The organism is Massilia sp. Dwa41.01b (genome assembly GCF_014171775.1).
Classification (GTDB): domain Bacteria; phylum Pseudomonadota; class Gammaproteobacteria; order Burkholderiales; family Burkholderiaceae_D; genus Telluria.
The window spans coordinates 204,828-231,276 of the sequence record NZ_CP050454.1 but is presented as its reverse complement, the minus strand read 5'-3'; the positions used below and the strand labels follow the sequence as shown (position 1 = coordinate 231,276).

The following is a 26,449-nucleotide window of genomic DNA, read 5'->3' as shown; positions in this document are numbered from 1 at the left end:
TACTCGAATTCTAGCGCGACCAGCCGCGCCGTCTGCCGGCCATAGCGCCCGGCCAGCGCATCGAGGGCGCGTGCCGGGCCTGGCCTGGAGAAACTGCCAACGCGCTCGCGTCCAGCATCTCCGGCGCGTCCGCCGCCCCCGCCTCCAGGTCGGGCAGGATCGTCAAGCCATGACGTGAGCGCAGCGGCGCATTTGCGCTCGCCACCGCCAGCACCCGACTACGCTTCGAGCGCGCCCAGGCATCGGCGGTAAAGGCGAGCGTGATTTCGTCGACGCCGTCCGCCACCCGGATGCCGACCCGCTCGGGCGTATGGAACCAGCCGTTGGCATAACCGGTCAGGTAGGCGCTCAGATTGACGCCGAAGCGCGGGCGGAACACGCCGCTGTCGTGCGCCGGACTCCAGTCGCCGGCGCCGATTTCGCGCGCCAACCCGGCCGCGCGTTCATGCCCGGCGATCGCTTCGACCAGCGCCAGCGCCGTTGGCAGCGCGGCGCTGATGCCGGCGCTGGACACGAGTTTGCCGTCGGCGACATAGCGCACATTCTCGTCCCAGTGCGTATCCGGATAGTGCTGCCTGCGGTAGGAGGCGGTCGCCCAGTGGGCCGTGGCATGGCGCCCCTTGAACAGGCCGGCGTTGGCCACGACCAGCGCGCCGTCGCAAATGCTGACCACCGTGGCGCCTTTGGCCGCCTGCGCCGCGATCCAGGCCACCAGCACCGTGTCCGCAGGCTTGACCACCGCGGGCACGATCACGTAGTCGGCACCGTCGGCAAAGCGGGTGTCGAACTGCGCGGTCGTCAGGTCGGGCTGGAGCCGCAAGGCCGGCCGCATCATGAGGGGGCCGGGTCCGGTGGCGACGGCCAGCACCTGCGCCACCCCGGCCCACGCCAGCACGCCATACGGGACGACGAAATCGGTCAGCTCGGTGCCGCCATTGAAACCGACGACGGCGACCACGGGTTGCTCGCGCCCCGGGCGCGCCTCGTAGGGGGCAATGACCGCGGCGGCGGCGAACTGACAACATAGCAACAGGACGAACAGCAGATGGCGCATGGGATGATCCTCGGGTTGACGTATCGGGATTATCCGGGCCGGCAGGCGTGGCGAAATGACATAAAACGGTCAATTCCTGCCAATGCTGTCATCTGCGCCGATGCGCCACGCATACCAGCCTGGCCGCACGCACGGCTACCCTCCGGAACGAAGGGACAGGAAGCCCGAAGCTATAATCGGGCGCAGTGCGCCAGCCCCGTTCCACGCTCCGGGCATGGTTTGCCGCCACCACGGAGTCACCATTGAAAACGCTTTGCTTTGCCATCGTCTTGTCCTGGGCTGGTAGCGCGGCGGCCGCGGCATCCGCACCGCCAGCCCCGGCCGCGCCCCGGCCCTACGTCCTGGAGAACACGGAAGTGCGCGACGTGCGCGCGCCGGCGCTCAAGCGCGACTACCAGGTGTTTGTTGCGTTGCCCGATTCCTACCGCGATACCACGCGCCGCTATCCGGTCGTCTTCGTCACCGACGCCAATTATGCGTTTCCCATCGTGCGCGGCATCGCCCAGCGCCTGACCAAACACGCGGGCATGGAAGAGACCATCGTGGTGGGCCTGTCGTATGCCCAGGGCGATACCGGCGTGTACAGCCGCCGCCGCGACTACACGCCGTCGGTGCCGCGCAAGCACGACTACCGCTCCGACATGCCCGGCCGGCCAGTCGCGCTGGGCGAAGCGGCCGCCTATGCGCGCTTCCTCAAGGACCAGGTCCTGCCGCTGGTGGCGAAACACTACCGCGCCGACATGGGCCGCAAATTCTTCGTCGGGCATTCCTACGGCAGCCTGCTCGGCCTGCAGATCCTGCTCACCGAGCCGCGCACCTTCGAACACTACATTCTCGGCAGCCCCTCGCTGTGGTACGACGGCGGCGTGATGTTCGACCGCGAAAACGTCTATTCGGAGCGGCACCGCGACCTGCCGGCCAGCGTCTTCTTCGGCATCGGCGGCCTCGAACGGCTTGCGCCCGGCAAGAAGCGCTCGCGCGCCGAGGAAGAGGCCGACATGGTGGCCGACCTGCAGGACCTGCACGGCACCTTGAAATCGCACCGCTATCCCGGCCTGCGCATGCAGATGAAGGTGTTTGCCGACGAGGACCATGCCAGCGTGTTCCCGCTCGTGGTGACGCACGGCCTGCGTTCGGTCCTGCCTTCGAAGAAGTGACCAGCCATGCCCGCCGCCCTCCCCCTCTCGTGTGACGCCATCGTCGTCGGCAGCGGCCCGGGCGGCGCCAGCACCGCGCGCGAACTGGCACGGGGCGGCCTGCGCGTGCTGGTGCTCGAGCGTGGCGGCGCCGAGCCCTGACGGGCACGGTGACGCAGATGGCGGCCATGTCGCCGCCGTACCCGGCAAGGGCGCCTACCTGCACCGCGATGCCTCGCTGCTGGTGGCCGGCATCACGCTGGGCGGCAGCTCGGCGATCAACTTCGCCACCGCCGCGCCACCGCCGCAGGCGCTGTTCGCCCGCCATGGCATCGACCTGGAACCGGCGCTGGCGGCACTGCGCGCCGACCTGCCGCTGGCGCCCCCCGCCCGACGAGCTGGTCGGCCCGATGGCGGCGCGCATGATGGCGGCGGCCCGCGCGCTCGGCCTGGCGTGGCGCAAGCTCGACAAGATGATCCGGCCCGCGTCCTGCCGCGCCGGCTGCTGGCGCTGTGTGTACGGCTGCCCGTACGGCGCCAAGTGGACGGCGCGCGACTTCATCATTGAAGCCTGCCGCGATGGCGCGCATCTGGCCGACCGTGCGCGGGTACTGCGCGTGCTGGTGGAGAATGGCCGCGCGGCCGGCGTCGAGGTGGAGGTGCAGGGGAAGGTCCATGCGGTGCGGGCGCCGGTCGTCGTGCTTGCGGCAGGTGGCCTGGGCAGCCCGCGCCTGCTGCATGCCTCCGGCCTGGGGCCGCGCTGCTCTCCCTTTTTCAGCGACCCGGTGGTGGCGGTGATGGGCAGCGTCGACGACATCGACGGCGGTGCCGAAGTGCCGATGGCGGCCGGCCTGTCCCTGCATGAGGAAGGCATCGCGCTGGCCGACCTGACCTTGCCGCAACCGATGTACGCGGCCTTCGCGGCGCAGGTCGGCCGCGTTGACCGCCTGTTCGCGCACAAGCGGACGCTGTCGATGATGGTCAAGATCCGCGACGAGATCGGCGGTGGCGTCGGGCCGCGCTGGGCGGACAAGACCCTGGCGGACAGCGACCGCAAGAAGCTGGCCCATGGCGTCGGCATGGCGAAGGCGATCCTGCGCGAAGCGGGCGCGCATCACATCTTCAAATCCTGGCATTTCGCGGCACACCCGGGCGGCAGCGTGCGCATCGGGGAAGGCGTCGACGCCGATTTGCAGACGTCCACGCCCGGGCTGTACGTGTGCGACGCGTCCGTGATTCCGGAGCCCTGGGGCTTGCCGCCCACCCTCACGTTGCTGTGCCTGGGCAAGCGGCTAGGAAGCTCGCTAGCCGCTACACGTAGGGCGGAGGGGGCCGCCTAGGCTCCTGACTCCACGCGGTACGGGGCGTGCGTATCGATGCATATAAAAAGCATCGAGATGGAGACGTGCCGATGTCAATTAACGGTGCGGCCCGTTACGGTACGACCGCGTGGAGTCAGGACTCCACCCTACGGTGCCAGGTGGTTAGGTAGGGTGGGCTCTTGAGCCCACGCGGTACAGCGCGTGCGGATCGGAACGATTGAAACATTGAACGCGGACGCACCGATCCTGGGTTATCCATGCGGCGCACGACGGTACGACAGCGTGGGCACGAGTGCCTCGCCGGCCGCACCCACCCTACAACCCCATCAATAATGCGGCGGCCTTTCGTTCACCGGCATCTGCTGCCCCGCTTCGCGCAAGGTGCGCACATGCTCGGCCAGCTGCTGCACGATGCCCTCGAGCTGGTCGATGCGGCGCGCCTGCTGGTAGACGGTGGTGTTCAAGGTGTCGACCAGGTCTTCCATGTGCGCCAGCTTGATTTCGATATCGACAAAACGGTCTTCGTGTTCCACGGCGCTTCCTGTTGAGATGTCTGGCAAATAGGTGGGCCGCATTATGACATCAGCTTGGTGGCGTCCGGCTTCGGCGTGTTGAGCAGCGCCTTCAAACTCGCCAGGCGGTCCTTCGGGCTGATGATTTCCGATTCCTGGGGCGCGGCGATGCCCTCGTCGAGGGCCATCTCCTTGATGAAGCGGGAAGGGTCGCAGTGCACCAGTTCGCCGGCGCGCTTCCGCTTCTTGCACCAGGTGATCTGCAGCGTGCGCTGGGCGCGCGTAATGCCGACGTACATCAGGCGCCGCTCTTCCTGGATGCGCGCGGCGATCTTTTCGACCGCATCGTCCGGGTCGCCCTTGTGCGGCAGGATGCCCTCTTCCACGCCCACCAGGAACACGTGCGGATATTCCAGCCCTTTCGAGGCGTGCAGGGTCGACATGCGCACCGCATCCTGCTCCTCGTCCTGGCCCTCGAGCATCGACATCAATGCCACCATCTGCGTCAGTTCCAGCAGGTTTTTCTCTTCGCCGTCGCGCTCGCGCCCGCCGCGGCCGCGCTCCTTCAGCCAGTTGGTGAACTCCATCACGTTCTGCCACTTGGCTTGCGCCGCGCGGTCATCGAAGCCCTCGTACAGGTAGTGCTCGTAATTGATTTCTTTCATCATGTCGTCGAGCACTTCGGCGGCATGGTCGCCGCTGCCGGACGGGCCGGGACGCGTGGCACGGCTTTCCAGGTCGTCGATGAAGCGGCAGAAGTCGCGCAGCGGGTGCAATTGTCGGTCCTGCAATCGCGCTTCCAGGCCACCCTTGCTGGCGGCGGCGAACAGCGAACAGTTCCACTGCTTCGACACTTCGCCCAGCACTTCCAGGGTCGCCATGCCGACGCCGCGCTTGGGCGTGGTGACGGCGCGGATGAAGGCAGGATCGTCGTCCTGGTTCGCAATCAGGCGCAGGTAGGCAATGATGTCCTTGATTTCGGCCTTGTCGAAAAAGCTCTGGCCGCCGGACATGGTGTAGGGAATGCGCTCCTTGCGCAAGGCCTGCTCCATCACGCGTGCCTGGTGGTTGCCGCGATAAAGAATCGCGTAGTCCGACCACTTGTTCTTGCGCTGGAAATGGTCCGCCGAGATCATGATCGCAACCTGCTCGGCTTCCTGGTCGTCGTTCTGCATGCCGAGTACCTTGATCGGCTCGCCCAGGCCATGCTCGGACCAGAGCGACTTCTCGAACAGCTTCGGGTTGTTGCCGATGACGGCGTTGGCCGCCTGCAGGATGCGCGTGGTCGACCGATAATTCTGCTCGAGTTTGATCACGCGCAGGTCGGGGAAATCGGTCTGCAGCGTTTTCAGGTTTTCGACAGAGGCGCCGCGCCAGGCGTAGATGGCCTGGTCGTCGTCGCCGACGGCCGTGAACATCGGCTTCTTGCCGATGCCCGTCACCAGCAGTTTCACCAGTTCATATTGGCAGGTATTCGTGTCCTGGTACTCGTCCATCAACAGGTAGCGCAAACGTCTCTGCCAGCGGTCGCGGATCGGGTCATTGTTGCGGAACAGTTCCACCGGCAGGCGGATCAAGTCGTCGAAGTCGACCGCCTGGTAGGCCTGCAGGGTGGCGACATAGCTGCGGTAGACGCGCCCGGCCTGGGCTTCGTCCTCGTCCTTGGCCTGCTTGATCGCGTCGTCCGGATCCACCAGGCCGTTCTTCCACAGCGAAATCGCATTCTGGATGCGGCGCACTTCCTGCTTGTCGGTCGTGAGCGCGAGGTCGGAGACGATGGTGTAGCAATCGTCGCTGTCCATGATGGAGAACTTGTCCTTCAGGCCGACGCCAGCCGCTTCTTGGCGCAGGATTTTCACGCCCAGCGAGTGGAAGGTGGACACCGTCAACTGCTTGGCCTGCTTGGGCTGCTTGAGCAGCTTGGCGATGCGCTCCTGCATCTCGAGCGCGGCTTTGTTCGTAAACGTCAGCGCGGCGATGGTGCGCGGATCGTAGCCGCAGTGCTCGATCATGTACGCGATCTTTTGCGTGATCACCCGCGTCTTGCCCGAGCCGGCACCGGCCAGCACCAGGCAGGGGCCGTCGAGGTAGAGCACGGCTTCGCTTTGCGGCCCGTTCAGGCCGAACTTTGGTGCATTGGACATGGGAAATATTCTTGAAGGCAGCCGAGCATTGTAGCGAAGCCGCCAGGGCTGCGCGCTACAATGTTCGGCATGAAAAAAGTGCTTATTCTGTTGCTTGCAAGCATGCTGACCCTGCCGGCGCTGGCGCGCCCGCTACTGGTCGCTGCCGCCAGCGATCTCGGCTATTGTATCGATGAACTCGTCGCCGCGTACCGCAAAACCGCGCCCGACGTCGAGCCGAAGGTATCGCTTGGTGCGTCTGGCAACTTTTTTGCACAAATTCGCAACGGTGCCCCGTTCGACGTCTTGCTCTCGGCCGACATGGACTATCCGCGCGAACTGGCCAAGCTCGGCGCCGCCGATGGCGCCACGCTGACCCCCTATGCGATCGGCCGCCTGGCACTGTGGTCGCTCGACCCGCAAGTCGACCCGCACCGCGGCCTGGCCGCCCTGGTGGCGGATGCCCGTGTAAAACGCGTTGCGATTGCCAACCCTGCCACGGCACCGTATGGCCGCGCCGCCAAGGCCTTACTGGAGCTCGATGGCCTCTGGGACAAGGTGCAGCCGAAACTCGTGATTGGCGAAAACATCGCGCAAACGGCCCAGTTCGTCCAGACGGGGAATGCGCAGGTGGGCATCGTCTCGTACGCCACCCTGCACGCCACCAAACTGAAGGGCGTCGGCCGCTTTGCGCTGATGCCGCAAGACGGCCTGGCCCCGCTCGAGCAAGGCGCCATCGTCACCCGGGCCGGCGCCGGCAATCCGCATGCGCTCGGCTTCGTGCGCTTTCTCGGGTCCCCCGCGGCACGTGCCATCCTGGCGCGCAACGGTTTCGCCTTGTCGACGGGCACGCGCGAATGACCGACTGGCAGTTCCCGCCCGAGCTGTGGGACGCGATTGGCCTGACGCTGCGCCTGGCGGCCGTTACCTCCATTGTGCTGCTGGTGATTGGCATTCCGCTGGCCAATTGGCTCAACAACAGCCGGATGCGCGGGATCATCTTCATTGAAACCCTGGTCAGCCTGCCCATCGTGCTGCCGCCCACCGTCATCGGCTTTTATTTGCTGACCTTGATGGCGCCGACGCAACCCGTCGGTGCGGCCTGGCTGAAGGCCTTCGGCCATCCGTTGCCGTTTTCGTTTGCCGGCCTGGTGGCGGGCTCCGTGCTCTACAGCCTGCCCTTCGCGGTGCAACCCTTCCAGGCGGCGTTTCGCGGCGTCGGGCGCGAGATGGTGCAGTCGGCGCTGGCGCTGGGCCTGACGCGCCGGCAGGCCTTCTGGTCCATCGTGCTGCCGCTGTCGAAGCACGGCATTCTCACCGGCGTCTCGCTCAGCTTTGCGCACACGATGGGCGAATTCGGCGTCGTGCTGATGTTGGGTGGGAATATCCCGGGCCAGACGCGGGTGGCCTCGATTGCGCTCTACGATGAAGCGCAGAAGTTGAATTATGGCGCTGCGCACGCATATGCATTGGTATTGCTGGCGATTTCCTTCGCCATACTGGTCGGGATCGCCTTCCTGCAACGACGGCAGAACGCGATCCTGCTATCGAACTAGACTTCCCCCACCGATTCGATCGGTTACCATCGCCCCTTCGGCCACGCGCCCACGAACACGAGCACGAACAATGAAATTTGAACACCTGATTGAAATTAACGACCCACTCAACCCGCTGATGGACACCATCACCCGCGAGCAACTGTGGCGCGGCCTGGTCATCCGCGCGGAATCGCCGAAGCTGTTCGTGCCGCACCTTGACGAATGCGAAATCGGCGAGCGCGAGTCGGGCAGTTTCCAGCGCCGCCTGCGCTACGGCGATTTGGTGGTGCTCGACACGGTCCTGCTCACGCCGCTGCAGGAAGTGCGCTACGAGGTGCCGGCCCAGGGCGAGATCCAGGCATCCCTCCTCACCATGACGATCGAGTGCCCCGCCGAAGGCCGCCTCTACGTGCGCTTCAGCTACGACGACGGCACCGGCGAACATGTCGACGCCGCCAACAAGATGTACGACGAATTCAAGAAATCAGCCTACCAGGAAGCGGACCTCGACACGGTGCGCATCCTGCGCCAGATGGCGGCGGCCGGAAAGCTCGATGCGAGTTATCTGAACTGAACGGCTCGGGTGCGCTGAGGTGCGCTGAGGTGCGTCGAACGCGTGGACGGAAGCGGAACCGTGCTGTGGAAGGGTGGGCGCCCCGAGCCCACGCGGACCCGGAATACGCGTTTCATTGGCTGCTTTCTTGCAGCACATTCAAGGTCGCGTTGTCCCGCCATACCTCTGCGCGAGCGGCGATACCGCGTGGACCCGGGGCGCCCACCCTACAAGTTCGTTTTCAGGTTCCCGGCTCGGAATCGGCCGGGTCGGTGTGGTTCGCGCCCTTGGCCAGGTTGGCGGCCAGGTCGCGCAGCGCGGTGCGCACGCCTTCCTCGATCACCGGATGATAAAACGGCATGTCGAGCAGCTGCGGGACCGTCAGGTTCGCCTGCACGGCCCAGGCCAGCAGGTGGGCGAGGTGCTCGCCGCGCGGGCCGATCATCTCGGCACCGAGGAAACGGCAGCTGCCGTATTCGGCGTACACGCGCAGCATCCCCTTGTTTTGCAACATGACGCGGCTGCGGCCCTGGTTCTCGAACGAGACCTGGCCGATGGCGAACTTCGGCCGCCCGCCCTCGCACAGCGTTTTATAGCTCCTGCCGAGCGTGGCGATGTTCGGTTCCGTAAAGGCGATCGCCAGCGGGGTGCGGCGCAGGCCGGGGCGCACGTCCGGATAGCGGCCGGCGTTTTCTCCGGCGATCTTGCCGTGGTCGGCCGCTTCGGCCAGCAGGGGCAGTTCGTTGTTGGCGTCGCCAGCAATGAAGATGTGGCTGCTCCCGCACTGCATGGTGCGGCTGTCGAATTCCGGCACGCCATTTGCCTGCAGCGCCAGTCCCGTCTCTTCCAGTCCCAGGTCCTTGACGTTCGGGCTGCGTCCGGTTGCCAGCAGTACGTACTGGAAGGATTCACTTGTTTCCTTGCCAAGCGCGTCGCGCGTGGTGAGCAGCACCTGTTCTCCCTGCTGCTCGGCGCGCACGACTTCGGTCTGGAATTGCAGATCGAGTTCCTGGGTCAAAGTGCGGGTGGCCGCGTGCAGTACTTCCGGATCGCTCAGGTGGGCGACGCTGCCGCCGCGCGCGAAGATGCGCACGCGCACGCCAAGGCGGGTCAGTGCCTGGCCCAGTTCCAGGCCGATCACGCCGGTGCCGATCACCGCCACCGAACGCGGCAGATCGTCCCAATAAAAGACGTCGTCGCTGGTGACGATGCCGGGGCCGACGTCCTGCAACTGCGGCAGCACGACCGGCGTCGAACCGGTGGCAATCACGAAGCTGGCCGCCTCGATCTCGGTGTGCTCGTCCACCTGGAGCGTATGCGGGCTTGTAAAGCGGGCGTGGCCGCGAATGCGGTCGCTTTCCGGAAAACTCTCGACGCTCTCGAGCACGAAGCCCACAAAACGGTCGCGTTCGCGCCGCACCCGCTCCATCACGGCGCGACCGTCGATGCGTTTTTCGCCCGGATGCACGCCGAAGCCCGGCGCCACGTCGAGGGTATGGGCGGCGTCTGCCGCCGCGATCAGGAGTTTGCTCGGCATGCAGCCGACGCGGGCGCAGGTGGTGCCGTACGGGCCGCCCTCGATGACGACGGTGCGCGCGCCTTGCGCGTGCGCGGCGCGGTAGGCGGACATGCCGGCGGTGCCGGTGCCGATGACGGCCACGTCGACCTGTAGTTTTTTCATCTTGTACTCCGTTTGCTGTGCCGCCATGACGATACGCCTATTTTGCCAGTTTCACAGCGGTGGCCCGAGACTGGGCGGGCGCGCTCAGATGTCCAGCGGATCAACCTCGAGCGACCAGCGCACGCGCGTCTTCATCGCCCGCAGCAGGTGCAGCCACTCCTTCAGGTAGCCCTGCAGCGCCGGGCGCGAATTCGATTCCACCAGCAACTGGGCGCGGTCGACATTGTGCACGCGCGTCATCGTCATCGGGATCGGGTCGTTCAGCGTGATCGATTCGGGATCGACGGGCAGGATGCCGCGCGCCTCTTCAAGAAAAGCGATGGCGGTGGCCAGTTCCGGCGCCTCGGCACGCAGCAGCGCCTGGTACATGTAGGGCGGCAGCGCGGCCTGGTGGCGCTCTTCCAGCAGGTTCATGGCGAAGCGCTCGTAGTCGTGGCGCACCACGGCCGAATACAGCGGGTGGGCCGCGTAGCGGGTCTGGATCAGGACCTCGGAGGCCAGGCCGGCCCGGCCGGCGCGGCCCGCCACCTGCATCAGCTGCGCGAAGAGGCGTTCGCTGGCCCGGTAGTCCTGCGAGAACAGGGCCGTGTCCGGATTGAGGATGCCGACCAGGGTCAGCTTCTTGAAGTCGTGCCCCTTGGCGACCATCTGCGTGCCGATCAGGATATCGACCTCGCCGCGGTGCACGGTATCGAAAGCTTCCTGGGCGCTGCCCTTCTTGCGGGTGGAGTCGGCATCGATGCGCAGGATGCGCGCGTCGGGAAACATCGCGGTCAGGTTTTCTTCGAAGCGCTGGGTGCCGCGCCCGAGCGGCTGCAGGTCGACGTTGCCGCAGGTCGGGCAATGGCGCGGGATGCGCAGCTCCAGGCTGCAGTGGTGGCAGCGCAGCCGGTGTTCGGGCTTGTGCAGCACCATGAACGAGGTGCAGCGGGTGCAGTTGCTGATCCAGCCGCAGGCTTCGCAGGTGATCACCGGCGCATAGCCGCGCCGGTTCAGGAACAGCAGCGATTGTTCGCCACGCTCCAGGCGCTGCCTCAGTGCCGCCAGCAGGCCGCCGGTCAGGCCTTCCTTCGGCTTGTCGCGCTCCATGTCGATCAGGCGCACGCTCGGCAGCACGGCGTCGCGCACGGCGCGTTCGCGCAGCGGTAAAAGGTCGTAACGTCCCGTCTGGGCATGGTGCCAGCTTTCCAGCGAGGGCGTGGCCGAACCGAGCACGATGGGAATGGCGAGCTGGCGCGCGCGCCACACGGCCAGGTCGCGCGCCGAATAACGCAGCCCCTCCTGCTGTTTATAGGACGGGTCGTGCTCCTCGTCGATGACGATCAGCTGCAGGTGCGGCAGGGACGCGAGGATCGCCAGCCGGGTACCGAGCACGATGCGCGCCTGGCCCTGGTGCGCCGCCAGCCAGTGCAGCATGCGTTCGCCTTCGGACAGGCTGCTGTGCAGGGTCGCCAGCATCAGGCCCGGGAAGCGCGCGCGGATATTGCCTTCCAGTTGAGGCGTGAGGTTGATCTCCGGGACCAGGATCAGGATCTGCGCTTGCGGGTCGCGCGCCAGCACCTGGGCGCAGGCCTGCAGATACACCTCGGTCTTGCCGCTGCCGGTAACGCCGTACAGCAGGATCGGCGTGAAACCCCGGGCACCGCCGATGGCATCGGCCGCCGTCTGCTGCTCGCGATTCAAGGCCGGCATGCCGCAAGGGGCCGGGTCGCCCGCGTTTGCGCTCTTGGCAAGCTTTTTCAGCGCGCGGTCGAGCGCGACGGTTGTCGGCACGCGCAGGTTTTTCGGCAGCCCCGGCAGCGCCACTTCGCCGAGCGGACGCTGGTAGTAATCGGCGGCGAAAGCGGCAAGGGCGATCCATCGGCTGGACAAGGGAGACAACTGGTCGCGCACGGCGATCGCGTTCTTCAGCTTGTCGGGCGGGACCGTGCTTTCGGTGGCGATGGCAACGATCAGGCCGACGATTTCGCGGCGTCCGAAACTGACCAGGACCAGCTGGCCGACCTGCGGCGCTGCGCCTTCATAAGGCCAGCCGTAATCGAACACGCTGTTGAGCGGCGTATCGATCGCGATTTGTAAAATGCAGTACGCCAATGTCGACCTTGCTAAAGAGCCTGTGGAAAACTTTGTGGAAAGCGCTGTACTTGACCAGTGGAGAAGTTTACGTTAAGTCAAACCTTGGCGGCATCAGCGAAACTCATGTCGCAATTAGCGCTTTAATTTCAAACACTTACAAGAACTAAAGTAGTCCACAGCAACCTACTTCCTCTGACGCAACGATTGTGTATAACTTCGATTTTTCTTCTAGTAAATGCGCGAAACGCATGTCCAATTAAACAAGTATCTGCACTGCATAGCGTAAGTGCCCGTAAACGCAGCACTTTTTATTGATGAGTGGCGCATGCTGTTGATAACTTTGTGAACAAGGCTGGCACAGCTATGATTTCTGTTACGAAAAATCTGCTTCCGGAAGCGCATTCTTCAGCGAACTGAAGCATAAAACCCAGCAATTTCAACCACTTAGAATAATCAAGGTTGCGCCTGACATGTCCACAGGTTCAAAGCCTGCATTTTTAAAACTTGTGAACAAGTGTGATTTTGCTGCGCTGCGAAGCGATGTGTGGTGTCATAAAGACATCGCCCCCGCAAACCGGCCCGGCTAGCGAGTGGTACGTTGCGCGCGGCTGAAGTTGTGCACTGCTTCCACCATGGCGCTGACCGATTCGGGCGGCGTAAATTGTGAAATGCCGTGTCCCAGGTTGAAGACATGGCCGGCCCCGGCGGCAGGCGTCCCGTAGGCCGTGAGCGAACGTTCCACCTCCGCACGAATCTGCTCGGGGGAAGCGAACAGGATGGCCGGGTCGAGATTGCCCTGCAGCGCGACGCGGTCGCCCACCAGCGCACGCGCATGGCCCAGGTTGACGGTCCAGTCCAGGCCCAGCGCGTCGGCGCCGATGTTCGCCATCTCGTCCAGCCAGATGCCGCCGCCCTTGGTGAAGACGATCGCCGGAATGCGCACGCCATCCTTCTCGCGCTGCAGCCCGCTGACGACTTTCTCCATGTAGCGCAGCGAGAATTCCTGGTAGGCGCCATCGGCCAGGGCACCGCCCCAGGAGTCGAAAATCATGACAGCCTGGGCGCCGGCGTCGATCTGCGCGTTCAGGTACTGCGTGACCGCCGTGGCATTGATGTCGAGGATGCGGTGCATCAGGTCCGGACGCGCGTACAGCATCTTCTTGATCGTGTGGAATTCGCGCGAGCCCTGCCCCTCGACCATGTAGCAGGCCAGCGTCCACGGGCTGCCGGAAAAGCCGATCAGGGGCACGCGGCCGTTGATCTCGGTGCGGATCTGCGTGACGGCCTTGAAGACATAGTCGAGCGACGCCATATCCGGTACCTGCAGCGCCATGACCTCGGCTTCGCTGCGCAGCGGACGCTCGAACTTCGGTCCTTCGCCGTCGGCGAAATACAAGCCGAGACCCATTGCATCGGGCACGGTCAGGATGTCCGAGAACAGGATCGACGCGTCCAGCGGATAGCGGTCGAGCGGCTGCAGGGTCACCTCGGTCGCATAGTCCGGGTTCTTCGCCAGGCCCAGGAACGAACCGGCGCGCGCGCGCGTGGCGCGGTATTCCGGCAGGTAGCGCCCGGCCTGCCGCATCAGCCACACCGGGGTGTAGTCGGTCGGCTGGCGCAGCAGCGCGCGCAGGAAAGTATCGTTCTTGAGCGGGGCAAATTGTGGCATGGCTGACAATGGGTGGCGTCGGAGGACGGCTATTATCGCATTCTCCGCGCATGGCGGGAGCCCCGCGGACGCAGCGCACGAGCGTGTGAAAAAATGGCCATGACGGCGTTGCATGGTCTCGCCGTACCTTTGTACTGTCTTCGACGATGCGCCTTGTCCTGACCATTCTTTCACACGCTCCACGTGGCGCGTCGCCCTCCCTACCCTGCGCTCTTATAATGTGGTTCTCCCTATTTTCGAATCCCGCGCCATGACCGAGCCGACAAGCAAGCAGGCCGCCCCCTGCGGCACCTGGACTTCCCCGATCAGCGCCGCCGTCGTCGCGGCCGGTGCCATTCCGCTGTCGCAGATCGCGCTCGACGGGGAGCACGTGTTATGGCTGGCAGGACGCGCCAGCGAAGCGGGCCGCACCACGCTGCAGCGCCTGCGCATCAATGCTGCTGCCGCCACCAGCGCCGTTGGCGAACCGACGCCGGCGCCCTTCAACGTGCGCAGCCGCGTGCACGAGTACGGCGGCGGCGCCTATGCGGCCGATGGCGGCACGGTCTGGTTCTCGCACTTTGCCGACAACCATCTATATGCGGTCGAGGGCGACGGCACACCCGTCATGCTCACGCGCGAGGAGCAGGTGCGCTACGCCGACTTCGTGCCCGACCGGGCTCGACACCGCCTGGTGGCGGTACGCGAAGACCACCTGGCCGGCGAGGCTTATCCCGTCAATACGATTTGCGCGGTCGGCTTCGATGGCGCCGAGACCATCCTCGTCGAGGGCAACGATTTCTATGCGGCGCCGCGCCTGTCTCCCGATGGCCGCCAGCTGGCCTGGCTGTGCTGGGACCACCCGCGCATGCCCTGGCAGGGCACCGAACTCTGGGTGGCCGATTTCGCCGACGACGGCAGCCTGGTCAACGGCCGCCTGATCGCGGGCGGCCTGGAAGAATCGATCTGCCAGCCCGAGTGGTCGCCCGACGGCCTGCTCTACTTCGTTTCCGACCGCAGCGGCTGGTGGAACCTGTACCGCTTCGAAGGGGGCGTGGTGCACCCGCTGTGTTCGCGCGAGGCCGAATTCGGCGGGCCGCACTGGAGCTTCGGCAATTCGATGTACGGCTTCCGCTCGGAAGACGAGATCGTCTGCACCTATATCGAGGACGGCGTCAGCCGCCTGGCACGCCTGTCCACGCGTGACTGCAGCCTCACGCCCATCGACACCCCCTACGAGGAAATCCGCGAACTGCGCGTGTCTCCCACCGCGGTGGCAGTGCTGGCCGGCTCGCCGACGCTTCCCGTCGAAATCGCCCTGATCGACCCGATTACCGGTGCGCGTACCGTGCTGGCGCGCTCGATCGCGGAGCTGCCGGAGCCGGGCTACCTGTCGGTCCCGCACAGCATCCGCTACCCGAGCGCGAAGGGCCGCAGCGCCTATGCTTTCTATTATCCGCCGGCGAATGCCGATTTCCAGGCGGTGGACGGCGAACTGCCGCCATTGATCGTCATCGGCCACGGCGGCCCCACCGGCATGGCCACCAGCACCCTGAAGCTGGCCACCCAGTTCTGGACCAGCCGCGGCTTCGCCGTGCTCGACGTAAACTACGGCGGCAGCACCGGTTTCGGGCGCGCCTACCGTGACCTGCTGAAGGGCCAGTGGGGCGTGATCGACGTGGAGGACTGCGTGGCCGGCGCGCGCCACCTGGCGCAGCAAGGCCTGGTCGACCCCGAGCGCCTGCTGATCCGCGGCAGCAGCGCCGGCGGACTCACGACCCTGTCGGCCCTCACCTTCCACGACGTCTTCAAGGCCGGCGCCAGCTATTACGGTGTGTCGGACCTGGCCGGGCTGGATGCCGACTCCCACAAATTCGAGTCGCACTACAACGAATACCTGATTGCGCCGAAAGCCCAGGCCGATGCGATCTACCGCGCGCGTTCGCCGATCCACCATACCGATGCCCTCAACCGTCCGATGATCTTCTTCCAGGGCCTGGACGACAAGGTGGTGCCGCCGCAGCAGTCGGAAACGATGGTCGACGCCCTGCGCGCACGCGGCGTGCCGGTGGCGTACATCACGCTCGAAGGCGAAGGCCACGGCTTTCGCAAGCTTGATAGCGTCGTGCGCACCCTGGAAGCGGAACTGGCCTTCTACCTGCGCGTGTTCGGCATTGCCCTGCCACCCGGCCTGCCTGCGCTGGAGATCGAGAACCTGGCTGCATGACCGAAGCCGCACTGCACGAGGCCTTCGCCGCCACCAGCACGCGCCAGAAACTGATCCTCGGCTTGCTGGCGCTGGCGGGAGAGCCGTTCGGATTCACGCGCCTGCGCGAGCACCTCGAGCCGCTCGGTGCCTACGAAAACGAAGGCGCGCTGGTCGGCGACCTGGCGCAGCTGCGCACGCTGGGCCTGGCGACTGAGGTGGCCGCGCGCGGCAGCGTCAATGCACCCGGCGTGGCCTGGCCGGCCATCGATTACCTGCTGCGCACTGGCCGCTTCAATGAGCTGCGCGAGGTCTACGACAGCACCACCCTCTTGCGGCGCGACTGGCAAGGCAACCCGGTGCTGCGCAGCTACCGCCAGGGGTGGCGCTCTTGCGCATGGCCCTGGTCGGCGGCGACGGCCCGAAGACGGTGGCGCCGCTGCTGGCGGCCTGCCTGCGCTGCCATGAAGCGGCCTACCTGCATCCGCTGGTCGACATCTGCGCGCGTCCCTTCGAGCCGGCCTCCTCATCGAACGCATCAACCCGGCCCTGCGCGATGACGTGCTGGCTATCCTGGTCGACCATGTCCAGCGCGAACCTGCCAGCGCGCCGGCAATTCGCGCCCATGCCCTCGACCATGCCGCGGGCAGCGCGCCGTCGATGGCATTGCGCGCGGCACTGGCCGAGCACCTGATCCTGTGTGGGCGCCTCGACGAGGCGGCAAGCCTGCTGGTGGACCTGGACGATTCGAGCGCGCTGTTCTACCGCAGCCTGCTGCTGCTGCTCCGCGACGACGTCGATGCCGCGCTGGCCGGTTTCGATGCTGCATTAAAGCTGCTGCGGCGCGAGACCGGCAAGCGAAAGGCCGTGTTCGGCGGCATCGGCGGCCACTTGTACGTGGCGGCCCTGCTGCGGCGCACGGAAAGCAAGTACCAGAAGGCGGCGGAAAGTTATCTCGACAGCGCCACGCGCGCCGTGCAAAGCCACGACACGGCCGTCTACCAGCAACTGTCGATGCTGCGCCAGATCCGTGGCGGCACGGTCGATGCCGAGGTGCTCCCCTCGCGCAACTGGGAAACGGCCCTGCAGCCGGTGCTGTTCCGCGCCCTGCTGCACTGGTGGCTGGGCATGCCGCAACTGTCCAGCCGCCGCGCCCAGCTGGAAGAAGCGCTGGCGCTGGCGGAAAGCGCCGGCTTCGACTTCCTTAGCGCCCAATTCGCCAGCCTGCTGGGGCAGCTGGGCGGCGTCAAGCACGAACAGCGCGCGATTTCGCTGCGCCAGCAAGGCCGCTACACCGACATGACGCTCTGGTTCGAGCGCGAGCAGCCCTGGGAGCGCCAGCTGAACGCGCTGATCAACCTGCAGCCGGCGACCAATGTCGAAGTGGTGAAGGAATCGCGCCTGGTCTGGCTGATCCGCTACGACCCGCACCTGGGCGTACAGGAAATCGAGCCGCGCGAGCAGAAGCGCGATGCGCAAGGCGCCTGGAGCCGCGGCCGGCCGGTAGGCCTGAAACGCCTGCTCGACGAAGCCGCCACGCTCGACTTCCTCACCGCGCAGGACCTGCTGGTGGTATCGAGCATCGGCGCGGCGCGCCAGTACTACAGCAGCGGCCTGCGCTACGAAATCGACCTCGACAAGGCTTTAGCGGCCCTGATCGGCCATCCGCTGCTGTTCTGGTTCGACGCGCCCGGTACCCGCGTCGAACTGCTGCCGGGCGAACCCGAACTGCTGGTGAAGGCCGCGCAGGGACAGGTGACGATCTCGCTGCGTCCGCCGGTGCGCGAGGGCGTCGGCGACGTCGTCGTCACGCGCGAGACGCCGACGCGCCTGCGCGTGGTGCGCATCCGCGACGAGCACCGCCGCATCGGCGCCATCGTCGGCGACGGCTTGCAGGTGCCGCTGGAAGCCGAGGTGCGCGTGCTGCAGGCGATCGGCGCGATCTCCTCGATCGTCACGGTGCAGTCGGACATCGGCGCCAGCGCCGCCGACATCGAGCGCATCGATGCCGACGCGCGCCTGCACCTGCACCTGCTGCCTTATAACCGGGGCCTGCGCCTGCGCATCCTGGTGCGGCCGCTACCGGACACCGGTGCGTATTACGCGCCCGGCAGCGGTGCCGAACGTGTCATTGCCGACGTCAATGGCGTGCGCACCGAGGCCAGACGCATTCTCAACGCCGAGCGCGAGGCCGAACGCCAGCTGGTCGCCGCCTGCCGCGCGCTCGAATTCGCCGAGCAGGAACACGACGAGTGGCTGCTCGGTCAGCCGATGCAATGCCTGGAACTGGTGAGCGAATTGCAGGAGCTCGACCCGAACGCGGTCGTCATCGCCTGGCCGGAAGGCGAGCCTTTCCGCGTCAGCAAGAAGGTGACGTCGAAATCCGTACGCCTGAATATCAAGCGCGACAAGGACTGGTTCGCGGCCGACGGCGAAGTCGTGCTGGACGAAGGCCGCATCCTCGACCTGCGCTCGCTGCTCGACAAGGTTCGACATAGCGAAGGCCGCTTCGTCGCCCTGGGGGACAACCAGTTCGTGGCGCTGACGAACGAACTGCACCGGCGCCTGACCGATCTCGCCGCCTACACGGACGCGAACGACGAGGCGCTGCGTGTGCATCCGCTGGCCAGTTTTGTACTGGAAGAGCTGGCGCTGGAAGCCGGTGGCGTCGAAGCCGACAAGGGCTGGCGCGCGCACCTGAAAAAGATGGCGGACAACGCCCACTACGAGCCGCAGCTGCCGTCCACGCTGCAGGCCGAACTGCGCGACTACCAGCGCGAAGGTTTCGCATGGCTGGCACGCCTGGCCCACTGGGGCGTGGGCGCCTGCCTGGTCGACGACATGGGCCTCGGTAAAACGCTGCAGGCGCTGGCCCTGATCCTGCTGCGCGCTCCGGACGGCCCTACCACCGGTGGTGGCACCGACCTCGGTGTGCACCAACTGGATCGCGGAAGCCGCGCGCTTTGCGCCGACCTTGAACGTCACCCTGTTCGGGCCCGGCGAGCGTGCCGCCGCCATCGCGGACGCCGGTCCCTTCGACGTGGTGGTCGCCAGCTATGGCCTGCTGCAGCTGGAAGCGCCGCTGTTTGCGAAAAAGCGCTGGCACACGATCGTGATGGACGAAGCGCAAGCCTTCAAGAATGCGCACACGCGCCGTTCAGCTGCGGTGATGGCGCTGCAGGGCGACTTCCGCATGGTGGCCACCGGCACGCCGCTGGAAAACCACCTGGGCGAGTTGTGGAACCTGTTCAGGTTCATCAACCCGGGCCTGCTCGGCACGGCCGACCAGTTCCAGCTGCGCTTTGCCGGGCCGATCGAAAAAGCCCAGGACAAGCGGGCCGAGAGCGCGGCCCGTGCGCGCCTGCGCCGCCTGACGCAGCCCTTCATCCTGCGCCGCACCAAGAGCCAGGTGCTCACCGAGCTGCCGCCGCGTACCGAGATCGTGCTGCCGGTCGAACTCACGCCGGAAGAAACAGCGCTGTACGAATCGCTGCGGCGCGAGGCGCTCGATAAGCTGGCCTCGCTGGAAGCACCGCAAAGCCAGAAGTCGATTGCCATCCTGGCCGAGATGATGCGGCTGCGCCGCGCCGTCTGCAATCCGGAACTGGTTGCGCCGGGTCTCGGCATCGGCAGCAGCAAGCTGGCCGCATTCGCGCGCCTGGCGGACGATCTGCTCGAGAACCGCCACAAGGCGCTGGTGTTCAGCCAGTTCGTGGATCACTTGTCGTTGATACGCAAGCACCTCGACGCGCGTGGCATCAAATACCAGTACCTCGATGGTTCGACCTCGATGCAGGAACGGAAAAAACGCGTCGACGCTTTCCAGGCCGGAGAGGGAGACCTTTTCCTCATCAGCCTGAAGGCGGGCGGCGTCGGCATCAACCTGACCGCCGCCGACTACGTGATCCACATGGACCCGTGGTGGAACCCGGCCGTGGAAGACCAGGCCTCGGACCGCGCCCACCGCATGGGCCAGCAGCGTCCAGTTACCATCTACCGGCTGGTGGCGCGCCATACGATCGAGGAAGGCATCGTCGACCTGCACCACCACAAGCGCGACCTTGCCGACAGCCTGCTCGAAGGCGGCGACCTGGCCGCGCGCCTGTCGCCCGGCGACATGCTGGCGATGCTGCGGCAGGGTTTCAATAGCTGACGCGAACAGCCCCGCTTCTGGCATTGTCGGGCAATCCATGTGATCATGCCGCCTTTGTGGCCGATTCATCCATATCGGGTGACGCGGCGGCGCACATGCCGCGGCCACAAAACCGTGGTCTCCCGCTAGAAGTGCGGGCCGACCAGCAACGGGGGCCTCGGAAAACCGTAGCGAGCGGCAGCAATGTTGGCCGAGACGCGCAGCTGTACGCGAGTACAGCGAGCATCGCAGGCCGACAGTGCAACGCGCAGTAGGTTTGCCGAGGCCCCCGACGTGACGTATTGTTTCAGCCTCCCGCAGGGAAGGCGAATGGTGCTACTCTGGCGCGCTGGCCTGTATTGGGCGGCGCCTTGAACTCCATTTCACAGGGCCGATGAAGATGATGAAGACGAAACTCGCGCTGGCAGTCATGCTTGCCAGCCTGGCACTGGCGCCCGCCAGCGCCGCACTTGCCAAGACCGCGACGAAAACCGCCAAACCGAAGGCGGCGAAGGTCGTGAAATCCAAGGCCTCTGCCAAGCGCAGCGCGCCGGCCGCTGCCAAGGGCACCTCGAAGAAGAGCACATCGAAGAAGGGTAAAGCTGCCGCAACCGGCGCAGCAGCCGTCGCGGTCACCGCCGCAGTCGCCGCCCCGAGCCGCGAAACCGTCGCGAGCACGGCGCCGGCGTCGGGCGAAAAACGCCTCGACCGCCGCGCCGACAGCCTGTCGATGCAGTTCCTGACCGCGCTCTGGCGCGTCGACCCGGAAGGCGGCATCGCCGTCGGCAAATTCGACGCCGCTGCCACGCTGACCATTCCTGATGCCTCCACGCGCGCGAAAAAGCTCGCCTTTGCCGAAGAATGGCTGGAAAAATTCCGCAAGCTCGACCAGCGCCAGATGTCGCCGCGCCAGCGCACCGACATCGCCCTCCTGATCAATAAACTCGAGAACGACCGCTGGCGCCTGACCACCTTCGGCGAATTCGAATGGAATCCGGCGCTGTACAACATCGCCCAGCCGCTCGACCTGATCCTGACCACCGAGTACGCGGCCAAGCCCCAGCGCCTGCGCACCCTCCTCAAGCGCCTGGCCAACGTGCCGGCCTATTACCAGGCGGCGCAGGCGAGCATCGTCAACCCGACGCGCGAACACACCCAGCTCGCCATTGCACAGGCGCCGGGCACGCTGGTGGTGCTGGCTGATATCGGCCAGGCTGCGGCGGAATCGACGCTGAACACGCAGGAAAAAACGATCTTCGCCCAGCGCGTTGCCAATGCCGGCGCCGCGGTGCTGAACTACGTCGACTTCCTGACCAACCTGGAAAAGACGCAGGCGGCCAACGGCCAGGCGCGCTCGTTCAGGATCGGCAAGGCGCTGTATGAACAGAAGTTCGCGCTCGAGATCCAGTCGGCCAGCAGCGCCGAGCAGACCTACCGCAAAGCGCTGGCCGCGCGCGAGGAACTGCTCACCCGCATGAACGCGATCTCGGACGAACTGTGGCCGCGCTACATGGCCGACACGAAGAAGCCGAACGACCGCTTCCAGAAGATCGGCATGCTGATCGACCGGCTCTCCAGCCGCCACGTCGCGCGCGAAAACTTCTTCCCCGAGATCCGCCGTCAAATCCCGCAACTGCAGGACTGGGTCGTCAAGAACGACCTGCTCACGCTGGATCCGAGCAAACCCCTCGAAGTGCGCGAGACGCCGATGTACCAGCGCGGCGTGGCCGGCGCCAGCATCGATGCGCCCGGTCCTTACCGTTCGAAGGACAAGACCTGGTACAACGTCACGCCGCTCGACGGCCTGTCGAACGAGCAGGCCGAAAGCAGCCTGCGCGAATACAACGAGTGGATCCTGCAGATCCTGAACATCCATGAAGCCATCCCTGGCCATTACGCCCAGCTGGTGCACGCCAATCGTTCGCCTTCGCTGATCAAGTCCCTGTTCGGCAATGGCGCGATGGTCGAGGGCTGGGCCGTGTACGGCGAGCGCATGATGCTGGAATCGGGCTACGGCGGCAACGCGCCCGAGATGTGGCTGATGTATTCGAAGTGGAACCTGCGCAGCGTGACCAACACCATCCTCGACTACTCGGTACACGTGAACGGCATGGAACGCGAGGAGGCCCTGGACCTGCTGACCCGCCAGGCCTTCCAGACGCGCCAGGAAGCGACCGAAAAATGGCGCCGCGTGCAGCTCTCGTCGGTGCAGCTGACCAGCTACTTCAGTGGCTACGCCGAGATCATGGAACTGCGCGAGCAGCGCAAGCAGGCGTTGGGCGAGCGCTTCAACCAGAAGGCCTTCCACGACCAGTTCCTCAGCTACGGCAATGCGCCGGTGAAAGTGATCGCGGAGCTGATGCGCAATTAAGCCGGCAGGCGCCGCACATGACAACCGGGACACTGTGTCCCGGTTTTTTTATGCCTGCAAAGATGTTGCCAACTCATCAATATCGACCTACACTGGCGCATTCCAATCCGCCTGCGCTGGCCATGGTCCGGCAAGCTTGCCGCCGCAGCGCCCCGACCCGAGAAGCCCATGCGTATCATTGTCGCCGCCATCGCCGCCGCCCTGGTTCAGCCACTGGTGTTCGCCGCCCTCCACCCCGATGCCTTGTCCGCTGCGCAGTCCCAGCCGAACTTCATCGGCGCATTCGCCGTCATGACCATTGCCGTCGCCGCTGCGGTGGTCCTCGTTGGCGGTGTACCCATCTTCCTGGTGATGCGCAAGCTTGATTGGCTAAGCTGGCCATCGCTGGCCCTGGCCGGCCTGCTGGCGGGCGCGCTTCCGGTGGCAGCCCTCTTCTGGCCGCGCCCGCTCGGCGACTACTCGGACGGGCACAACTGGCACGGCGTGTATGTCGACACCTATATCGCGGGCCAGCCCACGACCTATGCCTGGCTCAGCTACGGCGAAGAGATCCTGCGCTTCGGCTGCCACGGCCTGGTCGGCGCGCTGGTTTTCTATGGGGTCTGGCGCCTCCTCGGCGGACAGACGGCCTAAGTGGGCCTAACAAAACCTCCATAGCTGCGTTGCACCCGCTCGCCGTACAGGCGTACTGTCTTCGCGGCTGCGCCTTGCTCTGAAGGTTTTGTTAGGCGCTCTAAGAGCCTATCCCGGTAGTCCGGAGTCGCTGCTGGCGCGCCTGACAAACGCGTGCTGCGTTGCTCGTCGTTGCATGGCCAGCCATGCGGCCTCCTCGCGCCTTGCCCGCGCTTGCCATGCATCGCCACCAGCTTTCCCCGGACTACCGGGATAGGCTCTAAGTCACGCCGCTTCCGTCCTGCTCCGCGCGCTGTGCAAAAGCGCACAAACGGCGTGCCTGTGCGCCGCTTGTGGGCGTTTCGTCGAAGCCTAGAATAAGTTTGGCGACTTCACGTCGCCACAACAAAACTATATCTACATGCGGAGACCATCAATGAAAACCCTTCCCTCGCCCACCTCCTAGCGCTGTTCGCGCTGCTTCCCCTTCTCTTTTTGTCTCACCGATCCGGCGCGATCCGAGTGGCCTCGTCACGTCCTTACGCCCGGCTCTTCAACGTGCTTCACGCAACGGAGGCTTCCATGACATTCAGCTTTTTCAACAGGACCGCGCGCCAGGCGGTGCTGCTCGCCGCACTCGCCCCCTGGGCCATCGCCCAGGCCCAGGTTCAAGCAGGTCCCGGCACCTGGTCCGGCAACCAGACCTGGGCGAGCGACACCGTCAACGGCGGCGCCCTCACCGGTTACTACTACTGGCCGGCCACCGCGCCGGCATTGGGCGGCAAGCGCGCGCTGGTGCTGGTGCTGCACGGCTGCTCGCAGACCGCCGCCGGCGACGTCATCGACGGCAGCAGCGACAGGGGCTACAACTGGAAAGCGGCCGCCGACCAGTACGGCGCCGTGATCCTGGCGCCGAATGCGACCGGCAATGTCTATGGTGTGCACTGCTGGGACTGGGCGAAATCGACGCACAGCCGCAGCACCGGCCACTCGGGCGTGCTGCTCGACCTGATCAACCGTTTCTTGAGCAACCCGCAGTACGCGATCGACCCGAAACAGGTGTACGTCACCGGATTGTCCTCGGGCGGCGCCCAGACCATGGTGATGGGCTGCCTGGCGCCGGACGTGTTCGCGGGCCTGGGCATCAATGCCGGTCCGCCGCCTGGCGTGTCGACCTCGCAGATCGGCATGGTCCCCTCCGGCTACACGGCCACCACGGCCGCCAACAATTGCAGGAACCTGGCCGGCACCAATGCGTCCCAGTTCGGCAGCCAGATCGCCGGCGTCATCTGGGGAACCAACGACTATACGGTGGCGCAGGGCTATGGTCCCCTCGACGCGGCCGCGATGCGCATCGCCTACGGCGGCAGCTACACCAAAGGCGCGGCCGTGAGCGTGCCCACCGGCGGCAGCAACATTCCCTATACGGATGCAAACGGTAAAGTGCGCACCTCGGAAATCACGGTCACCGGCATGGGCCACGCCTGGCCCGCCGGCACTGGCGGCCAGAACGGCAACTACGTGGATGCGACCAAGGTCAACTACCCGTCCTTCGTGATGGATTTCTGGTTCAGGAACAACCTGCGCGTGGCCCGCGTGGCGCCGCCAACCATGGCCTCGTGCAGCGCCAGCGTGTCCGGGTCGACCGTGACAGTCAATGGCGCGGCGGGCAGCGGCACCATCGGCAGCTACAAGGTGGTGCTGAACGGGCCGACGCCGGTGAACGACGCCGCCGCCGGCAGCGGCGCCAGCTTCAGCAAGGCGTATGCGGGACGCGCCGACGGCTATTACAGCGGCAGCGTCACGGCCACCGACAGCAGCACCGGCTTGACCTCGAACGCCTGCAGCATCAGCCAGTTCCTGGTCGGCAGCGCACCCGCCCTGCAGGCGCCCGCTGGCCTGGCAATCAGCGCGCGCAGCGCCAGCAGCATCAGCTTGACCTGGAACGCTTCGAACGGCGCCGTTGGCTACAACGTTTACCGCAACGGCAGCAAGGTCAATGGCGCGGCCGTGACGGCGACCGGCTACACCGATACCGGCCTGGCCGCCTCCACGGGCTACAGCTACCAGGTGTCCGCGCTCGGCAACGGCGGCGTGGAAAGCGCACGTTCGGCCAGCGTCACCGCCAGCACTACGGGCAGCTGCACCGCAACCACGTCCAGTAACTATGCCCACGTGACGGCCGGTCGCGCGCATGCGAGCGGCGGCTATGCACTGGCGAACGGCTCGAACCAGAACATGGGCCTGAACAACACCTTCTATACGACCACGCTGGCGCAGACCGCGCCCGGTTACTACGTCATCGGCAACTGCCCGTAAATCCCGTCAGGTGCAAGTCTTGCCGGGGCTGCGGCCCCGGTTTTTTTATGGCTGTCCCTCTGGCGATGGCGCCGCCCCAGCGTCAGGCCGCCGCATGCATATTTTCAGATGAGCAACAATTGGTGAGTATTTGCCAGTTCCACGCCGCTTAAAATACAAGCAGACGCCTGCACCGTCCTGCGTTCACCCTCATTCGATCACCACCGCCGGCGCGGCCGGCCATCCAACAGGAACGTCATGAACACTGCCCGGTTTGCACGCACGGCCTGCGCCGCCCTCCTCCTTGCCGCCACGAGCGCCGGTGCACAAACAGGCAAGATCGACCAGGAAGCCGAGATGAACGCGGCCATCGCGGCTGCCAAGGCGGTGGCGAAGACCGGACCGGCCGAGATCGCCCTGGGCAAGCAGGCCAGCCTGAAACTGCCCGCAGGGTATGCCTTCATCCCCCAGCCGCAGGCAAACGGGCTGATGAAGGCGATGGGCAATGGCGAGGATGCCTCGCGCCTGGGCATCATCGTCCCGCCCGACAGCAACAGCTTCGTGGTGCCGCGCTACATCGACGCCGGCTATATCAAGGACGACGAAGCGGCCGACTGGAAGGCGGACGAACTCCTCTCCAGCATCAGGGAAGGCACCGAAGAGGGCAACAAGGAGCGCCAGGCGCGCGGCATGCCGGAAATGGAGATCGTCGGCTGGAGCCAGAAACCGGTCTACGACAAGGCCTCGCACCGCCTGGTCTGGGCCATCGAAAGCAAGGACAAGGGCGCGTCGAACGAGGAACACGGCGCCAACTACAATACCTATGTGCTGGGCCGCGAAGGCTACCTGTCGATGAACCTGGTGTCCGGCTTCGATTCGCTGGAAGCGAACAAACCCTTCGCCCAGGCCCTGCTCGCGCGCACCAGCTTCAATCCCGGCAAGACCTATGCGGACTTCAATGCCTCCACCGACAAGGTGGCCGAATACGGCATCGCCGCGCTGGTAACGGGCGTCGCCGCCAAGAAGCTTGGCCTGTTCGCCGTCATCGGCGCCTTCGCCCTGAAATTCGCCAAGATCATCGCCATCGCCGCCTTCGGCCTGCTGGCCGCGATCGGCAAGTTCTTCAGGCGCGGGAAGGCATAAACCTGCATGCGCGCCATGCGAATGAAATTTTCAGGAAGACCTAC

20 protein-coding genes and 1 pseudogene are annotated in these 26,449 nt (G+C 65.6%); 15 read left to right on the top strand and 6 right to left on the bottom strand.

The features are described from left to right. Window positions 1-10 precede the first annotated feature (10 nt). The gene (locus G4G28_RS01075; protein ID WP_229507834.1) at window positions 11-1,054 is read right to left on the bottom strand and encodes a DJ-1/PfpI family protein; all 1,044 of its coding nucleotides are present in this window, start codon (window positions 1,052-1,054) and stop codon (window positions 11-13) included. 242 nt (window positions 1,055-1,296) lie between these two features. On the opposite strand from G4G28_RS01075, the gene G4G28_RS01070 reads away from it, so the two are divergent. From G4G28_RS01070 to G4G28_RS01065, 4 genes are read left to right on the top strand one after another with little or no spacing between them, the layout of a single operon-like run. Continuing rightward, window positions 1,297-2,211, top strand: a complete 915-nt coding sequence (locus G4G28_RS01070; protein ID WP_229507833.1) for an alpha/beta hydrolase — start codon at window positions 1,297-1,299, stop codon at window positions 2,209-2,211. Between the two features lie 6 nt (window positions 2,212-2,217). Next, entirely contained in the window at window positions 2,218-2,352 is a 135-nt protein-coding gene (locus tag G4G28_RS27825; protein WP_202033869.1) for an FAD-dependent oxidoreductase, read from the top strand. Further along, window positions 2,333-2,758: a hypothetical protein gene (locus tag G4G28_RS27820; RefSeq protein ID WP_308601576.1), complete on the top strand. Its 426-nt coding sequence runs from the start codon at window positions 2,333-2,335 to the stop codon at window positions 2,756-2,758. Before G4G28_RS27825 ends, G4G28_RS27820 begins: the two co-directional genes overlap by 20 nt. Next, window positions 2,640-3,530, top strand: coding sequence for a GMC family oxidoreductase N-terminal domain-containing protein (locus tag G4G28_RS01065; protein ID WP_308602580.1), 891 nt, complete (start codon window positions 2,640-2,642; stop codon window positions 3,528-3,530). Before G4G28_RS27820 ends, G4G28_RS01065 begins: the two co-directional genes overlap by 119 nt. A 308-nt stretch (window positions 3,531-3,838) precedes the next feature. Here G4G28_RS01065 and G4G28_RS01060 read toward each other — a convergent pair whose 3' ends face one another. Then, window positions 3,839-4,045 (bottom strand): SlyX family protein, encoded by a 207-nt coding sequence (locus G4G28_RS01060; RefSeq protein WP_182990528.1) that lies wholly within the window; start codon window positions 4,043-4,045, stop codon window positions 3,839-3,841. Between the two features lie 41 nt (window positions 4,046-4,086). Beyond that, complete coding sequence (locus G4G28_RS01055) at window positions 4,087-6,168, bottom strand: UvrD-helicase domain-containing protein (protein WP_182990527.1); 2,082 nt, start codon at window positions 6,166-6,168, stop codon at window positions 4,087-4,089. A gap of 69 nt (window positions 6,169-6,237) precedes the next feature. Here G4G28_RS01055 and modA point away from each other — a divergent pair, with 69 nt between their 5' ends. The 3 genes from modA (at window position 6,238) to G4G28_RS01040 (ending at window position 8,259) form a co-directional block, all read left to right on the top strand. Beyond that, window positions 6,238-7,008: a molybdate ABC transporter substrate-binding protein gene (gene modA / locus G4G28_RS01050; protein WP_182990526.1), complete on the top strand. Its 771-nt coding sequence runs from the start codon at window positions 6,238-6,240 to the stop codon at window positions 7,006-7,008. Further along, window positions 7,005-7,703 (top strand): molybdate ABC transporter permease subunit, encoded by a 699-nt coding sequence (gene modB, locus G4G28_RS01045; RefSeq protein WP_182990525.1) that lies wholly within the window; start codon window positions 7,005-7,007, stop codon window positions 7,701-7,703. Before modA ends, modB begins: the two co-directional genes overlap by 4 nt. Before the next feature lie 70 nt (window positions 7,704-7,773). Next, a complete protein-coding gene (locus G4G28_RS01040; protein ID WP_182990524.1) occupies window positions 7,774-8,259 on the top strand; it encodes an SRPBCC family protein in 486 nt (161 codons plus the stop codon). A gap of 220 nt (window positions 8,260-8,479) precedes the next feature. Here G4G28_RS01040 and G4G28_RS01035 read toward each other — a convergent pair whose 3' ends face one another. From G4G28_RS01035 to hemE, 3 genes are all read right to left on the bottom strand, one after another. Continuing rightward, window positions 8,480-9,919, bottom strand: a complete 1,440-nt coding sequence (locus G4G28_RS01035; RefSeq protein ID WP_182990523.1) for a dihydrolipoyl dehydrogenase — start codon at window positions 9,917-9,919, stop codon at window positions 8,480-8,482. Window positions 9,920-10,003: 84 nt separating this feature from the next. Then, window positions 10,004-12,013 carry a primosomal protein N' gene (locus G4G28_RS01030; RefSeq protein WP_182990522.1) on the bottom strand — a complete coding sequence of 670 codons (2,010 nt, stop codon included), beginning with the start codon at window positions 12,011-12,013 and terminating at the stop codon, window positions 10,004-10,006. Window positions 12,014-12,578: 565 nt separating this feature from the next. Further along, on the bottom strand, window positions 12,579-13,664 hold the full coding sequence (gene hemE / locus G4G28_RS01025) for a uroporphyrinogen decarboxylase (RefSeq protein ID WP_182990521.1): 1,086 nt from the start codon (window positions 13,662-13,664) through the stop codon (window positions 12,579-12,581). A 250-nt stretch (window positions 13,665-13,914) separates the two neighbouring features. Between hemE and G4G28_RS01020 the strand changes: the two genes are divergently transcribed. The 8 genes and pseudogenes from G4G28_RS01020 (at window position 13,915) to G4G28_RS00995 (ending at window position 26,405) form a co-directional block, all read left to right on the top strand. After that, entirely contained in the window at window positions 13,915-15,870 is a 1,956-nt protein-coding gene (locus G4G28_RS01020; RefSeq protein ID WP_182990520.1) for a S9 family peptidase, read from the top strand. Continuing rightward, window positions 15,867-16,409: a hypothetical protein gene (locus G4G28_RS24975; protein ID WP_229507832.1), complete on the top strand. Its 543-nt coding sequence runs from the start codon at window positions 15,867-15,869 to the stop codon at window positions 16,407-16,409. The genes G4G28_RS01020 and G4G28_RS24975 overlap by 4 nt, the downstream gene beginning before the upstream one ends. Window positions 16,410-16,509: 100 nt before the next feature. After that, window positions 16,510-18,681, top strand: a pseudogene (locus G4G28_RS28765) (ATP-dependent helicase); the annotation flags it as partial. 79 nt (window positions 18,682-18,760) lie between these two features. Next, complete coding sequence (locus G4G28_RS24970) at window positions 18,761-20,002, top strand: DEAD/DEAH box helicase (protein ID WP_308601572.1); 1,242 nt, start codon at window positions 18,761-18,763, stop codon at window positions 20,000-20,002. A gap of 379 nt (window positions 20,003-20,381) precedes the next feature. Beyond that, window positions 20,382-22,352, top strand: coding sequence for a DUF885 domain-containing protein (locus G4G28_RS01010; RefSeq protein WP_182990519.1), 1,971 nt, complete (start codon window positions 20,382-20,384; stop codon window positions 22,350-22,352). 168 nt (window positions 22,353-22,520) lie between these two features. Further along, a complete protein-coding gene (locus tag G4G28_RS01005) occupies window positions 22,521-22,985 on the top strand; it encodes a hypothetical protein (RefSeq protein WP_182990518.1) in 465 nt (154 codons plus the stop codon). Window positions 22,986-23,546: 561 nt separating this feature from the next. Continuing rightward, the gene (locus G4G28_RS01000) at window positions 23,547-25,283 is read left to right on the top strand and encodes a PHB depolymerase family esterase (RefSeq protein ID WP_182990517.1); all 1,737 of its coding nucleotides are present in this window, start codon (window positions 23,547-23,549) and stop codon (window positions 25,281-25,283) included. Window positions 25,284-25,520: 237 nt separating this feature from the next. Beyond that, window positions 25,521-26,405: a DUF2167 domain-containing protein gene (locus G4G28_RS00995; RefSeq protein ID WP_182990516.1), complete on the top strand. Its 885-nt coding sequence runs from the start codon at window positions 25,521-25,523 to the stop codon at window positions 26,403-26,405. Window positions 26,406-26,449 lie beyond the last annotated feature (44 nt).

Coding starts and splice junctions, on each gene's coding strand:
- G4G28_RS01075 (WP_229507834.1), bottom strand. CDS start 1,054: ATGCGCCATCTGCTGTTCGTCCTGTTGCTATGTTGTCAGTTCGCCGCC.
- G4G28_RS27825 (WP_202033869.1), top strand. CDS start 2,218: ATGCCCGCCGCCCTCCCCCTCTCGTGTGACGCCATCGTCGTCGGCAGC.
- G4G28_RS01055 (WP_182990527.1), bottom strand. CDS start 6,168: ATGTCCAATGCACCAAAGTTCGGCCTGAACGGGCCGCAAAGCGAAGCC.
- modA (WP_182990526.1), top strand. CDS start 6,238: ATGAAAAAAGTGCTTATTCTGTTGCTTGCAAGCATGCTGACCCTGCCG.
- modB (WP_182990525.1), top strand. CDS start 7,005: ATGACCGACTGGCAGTTCCCGCCCGAGCTGTGGGACGCGATTGGCCTG.
- G4G28_RS01040 (WP_182990524.1), top strand. CDS start 7,774: ATGAAATTTGAACACCTGATTGAAATTAACGACCCACTCAACCCGCTG.
- G4G28_RS01035 (WP_182990523.1), bottom strand. CDS start 9,919: ATGAAAAAACTACAGGTCGACGTGGCCGTCATCGGCACCGGCACCGCC.
- hemE (WP_182990521.1), bottom strand. CDS start 13,664: ATGCCACAATTTGCCCCGCTCAAGAACGATACTTTCCTGCGCGCGCTG.
- G4G28_RS01020 (WP_182990520.1), top strand. CDS start 13,915: ATGACCGAGCCGACAAGCAAGCAGGCCGCCCCCTGCGGCACCTGGACT.
- G4G28_RS24975 (WP_229507832.1), top strand. CDS start 15,867: ATGACCGAAGCCGCACTGCACGAGGCCTTCGCCGCCACCAGCACGCGC.
- G4G28_RS01010 (WP_182990519.1), top strand. CDS start 20,382: ATGATGAAGACGAAACTCGCGCTGGCAGTCATGCTTGCCAGCCTGGCA.
- G4G28_RS01005 (WP_182990518.1), top strand. CDS start 22,521: ATGCGTATCATTGTCGCCGCCATCGCCGCCGCCCTGGTTCAGCCACTG.
- G4G28_RS01000 (WP_182990517.1), top strand. CDS start 23,547: ATGACATTCAGCTTTTTCAACAGGACCGCGCGCCAGGCGGTGCTGCTC.
- G4G28_RS00995 (WP_182990516.1), top strand. CDS start 25,521: ATGAACACTGCCCGGTTTGCACGCACGGCCTGCGCCGCCCTCCTCCTT.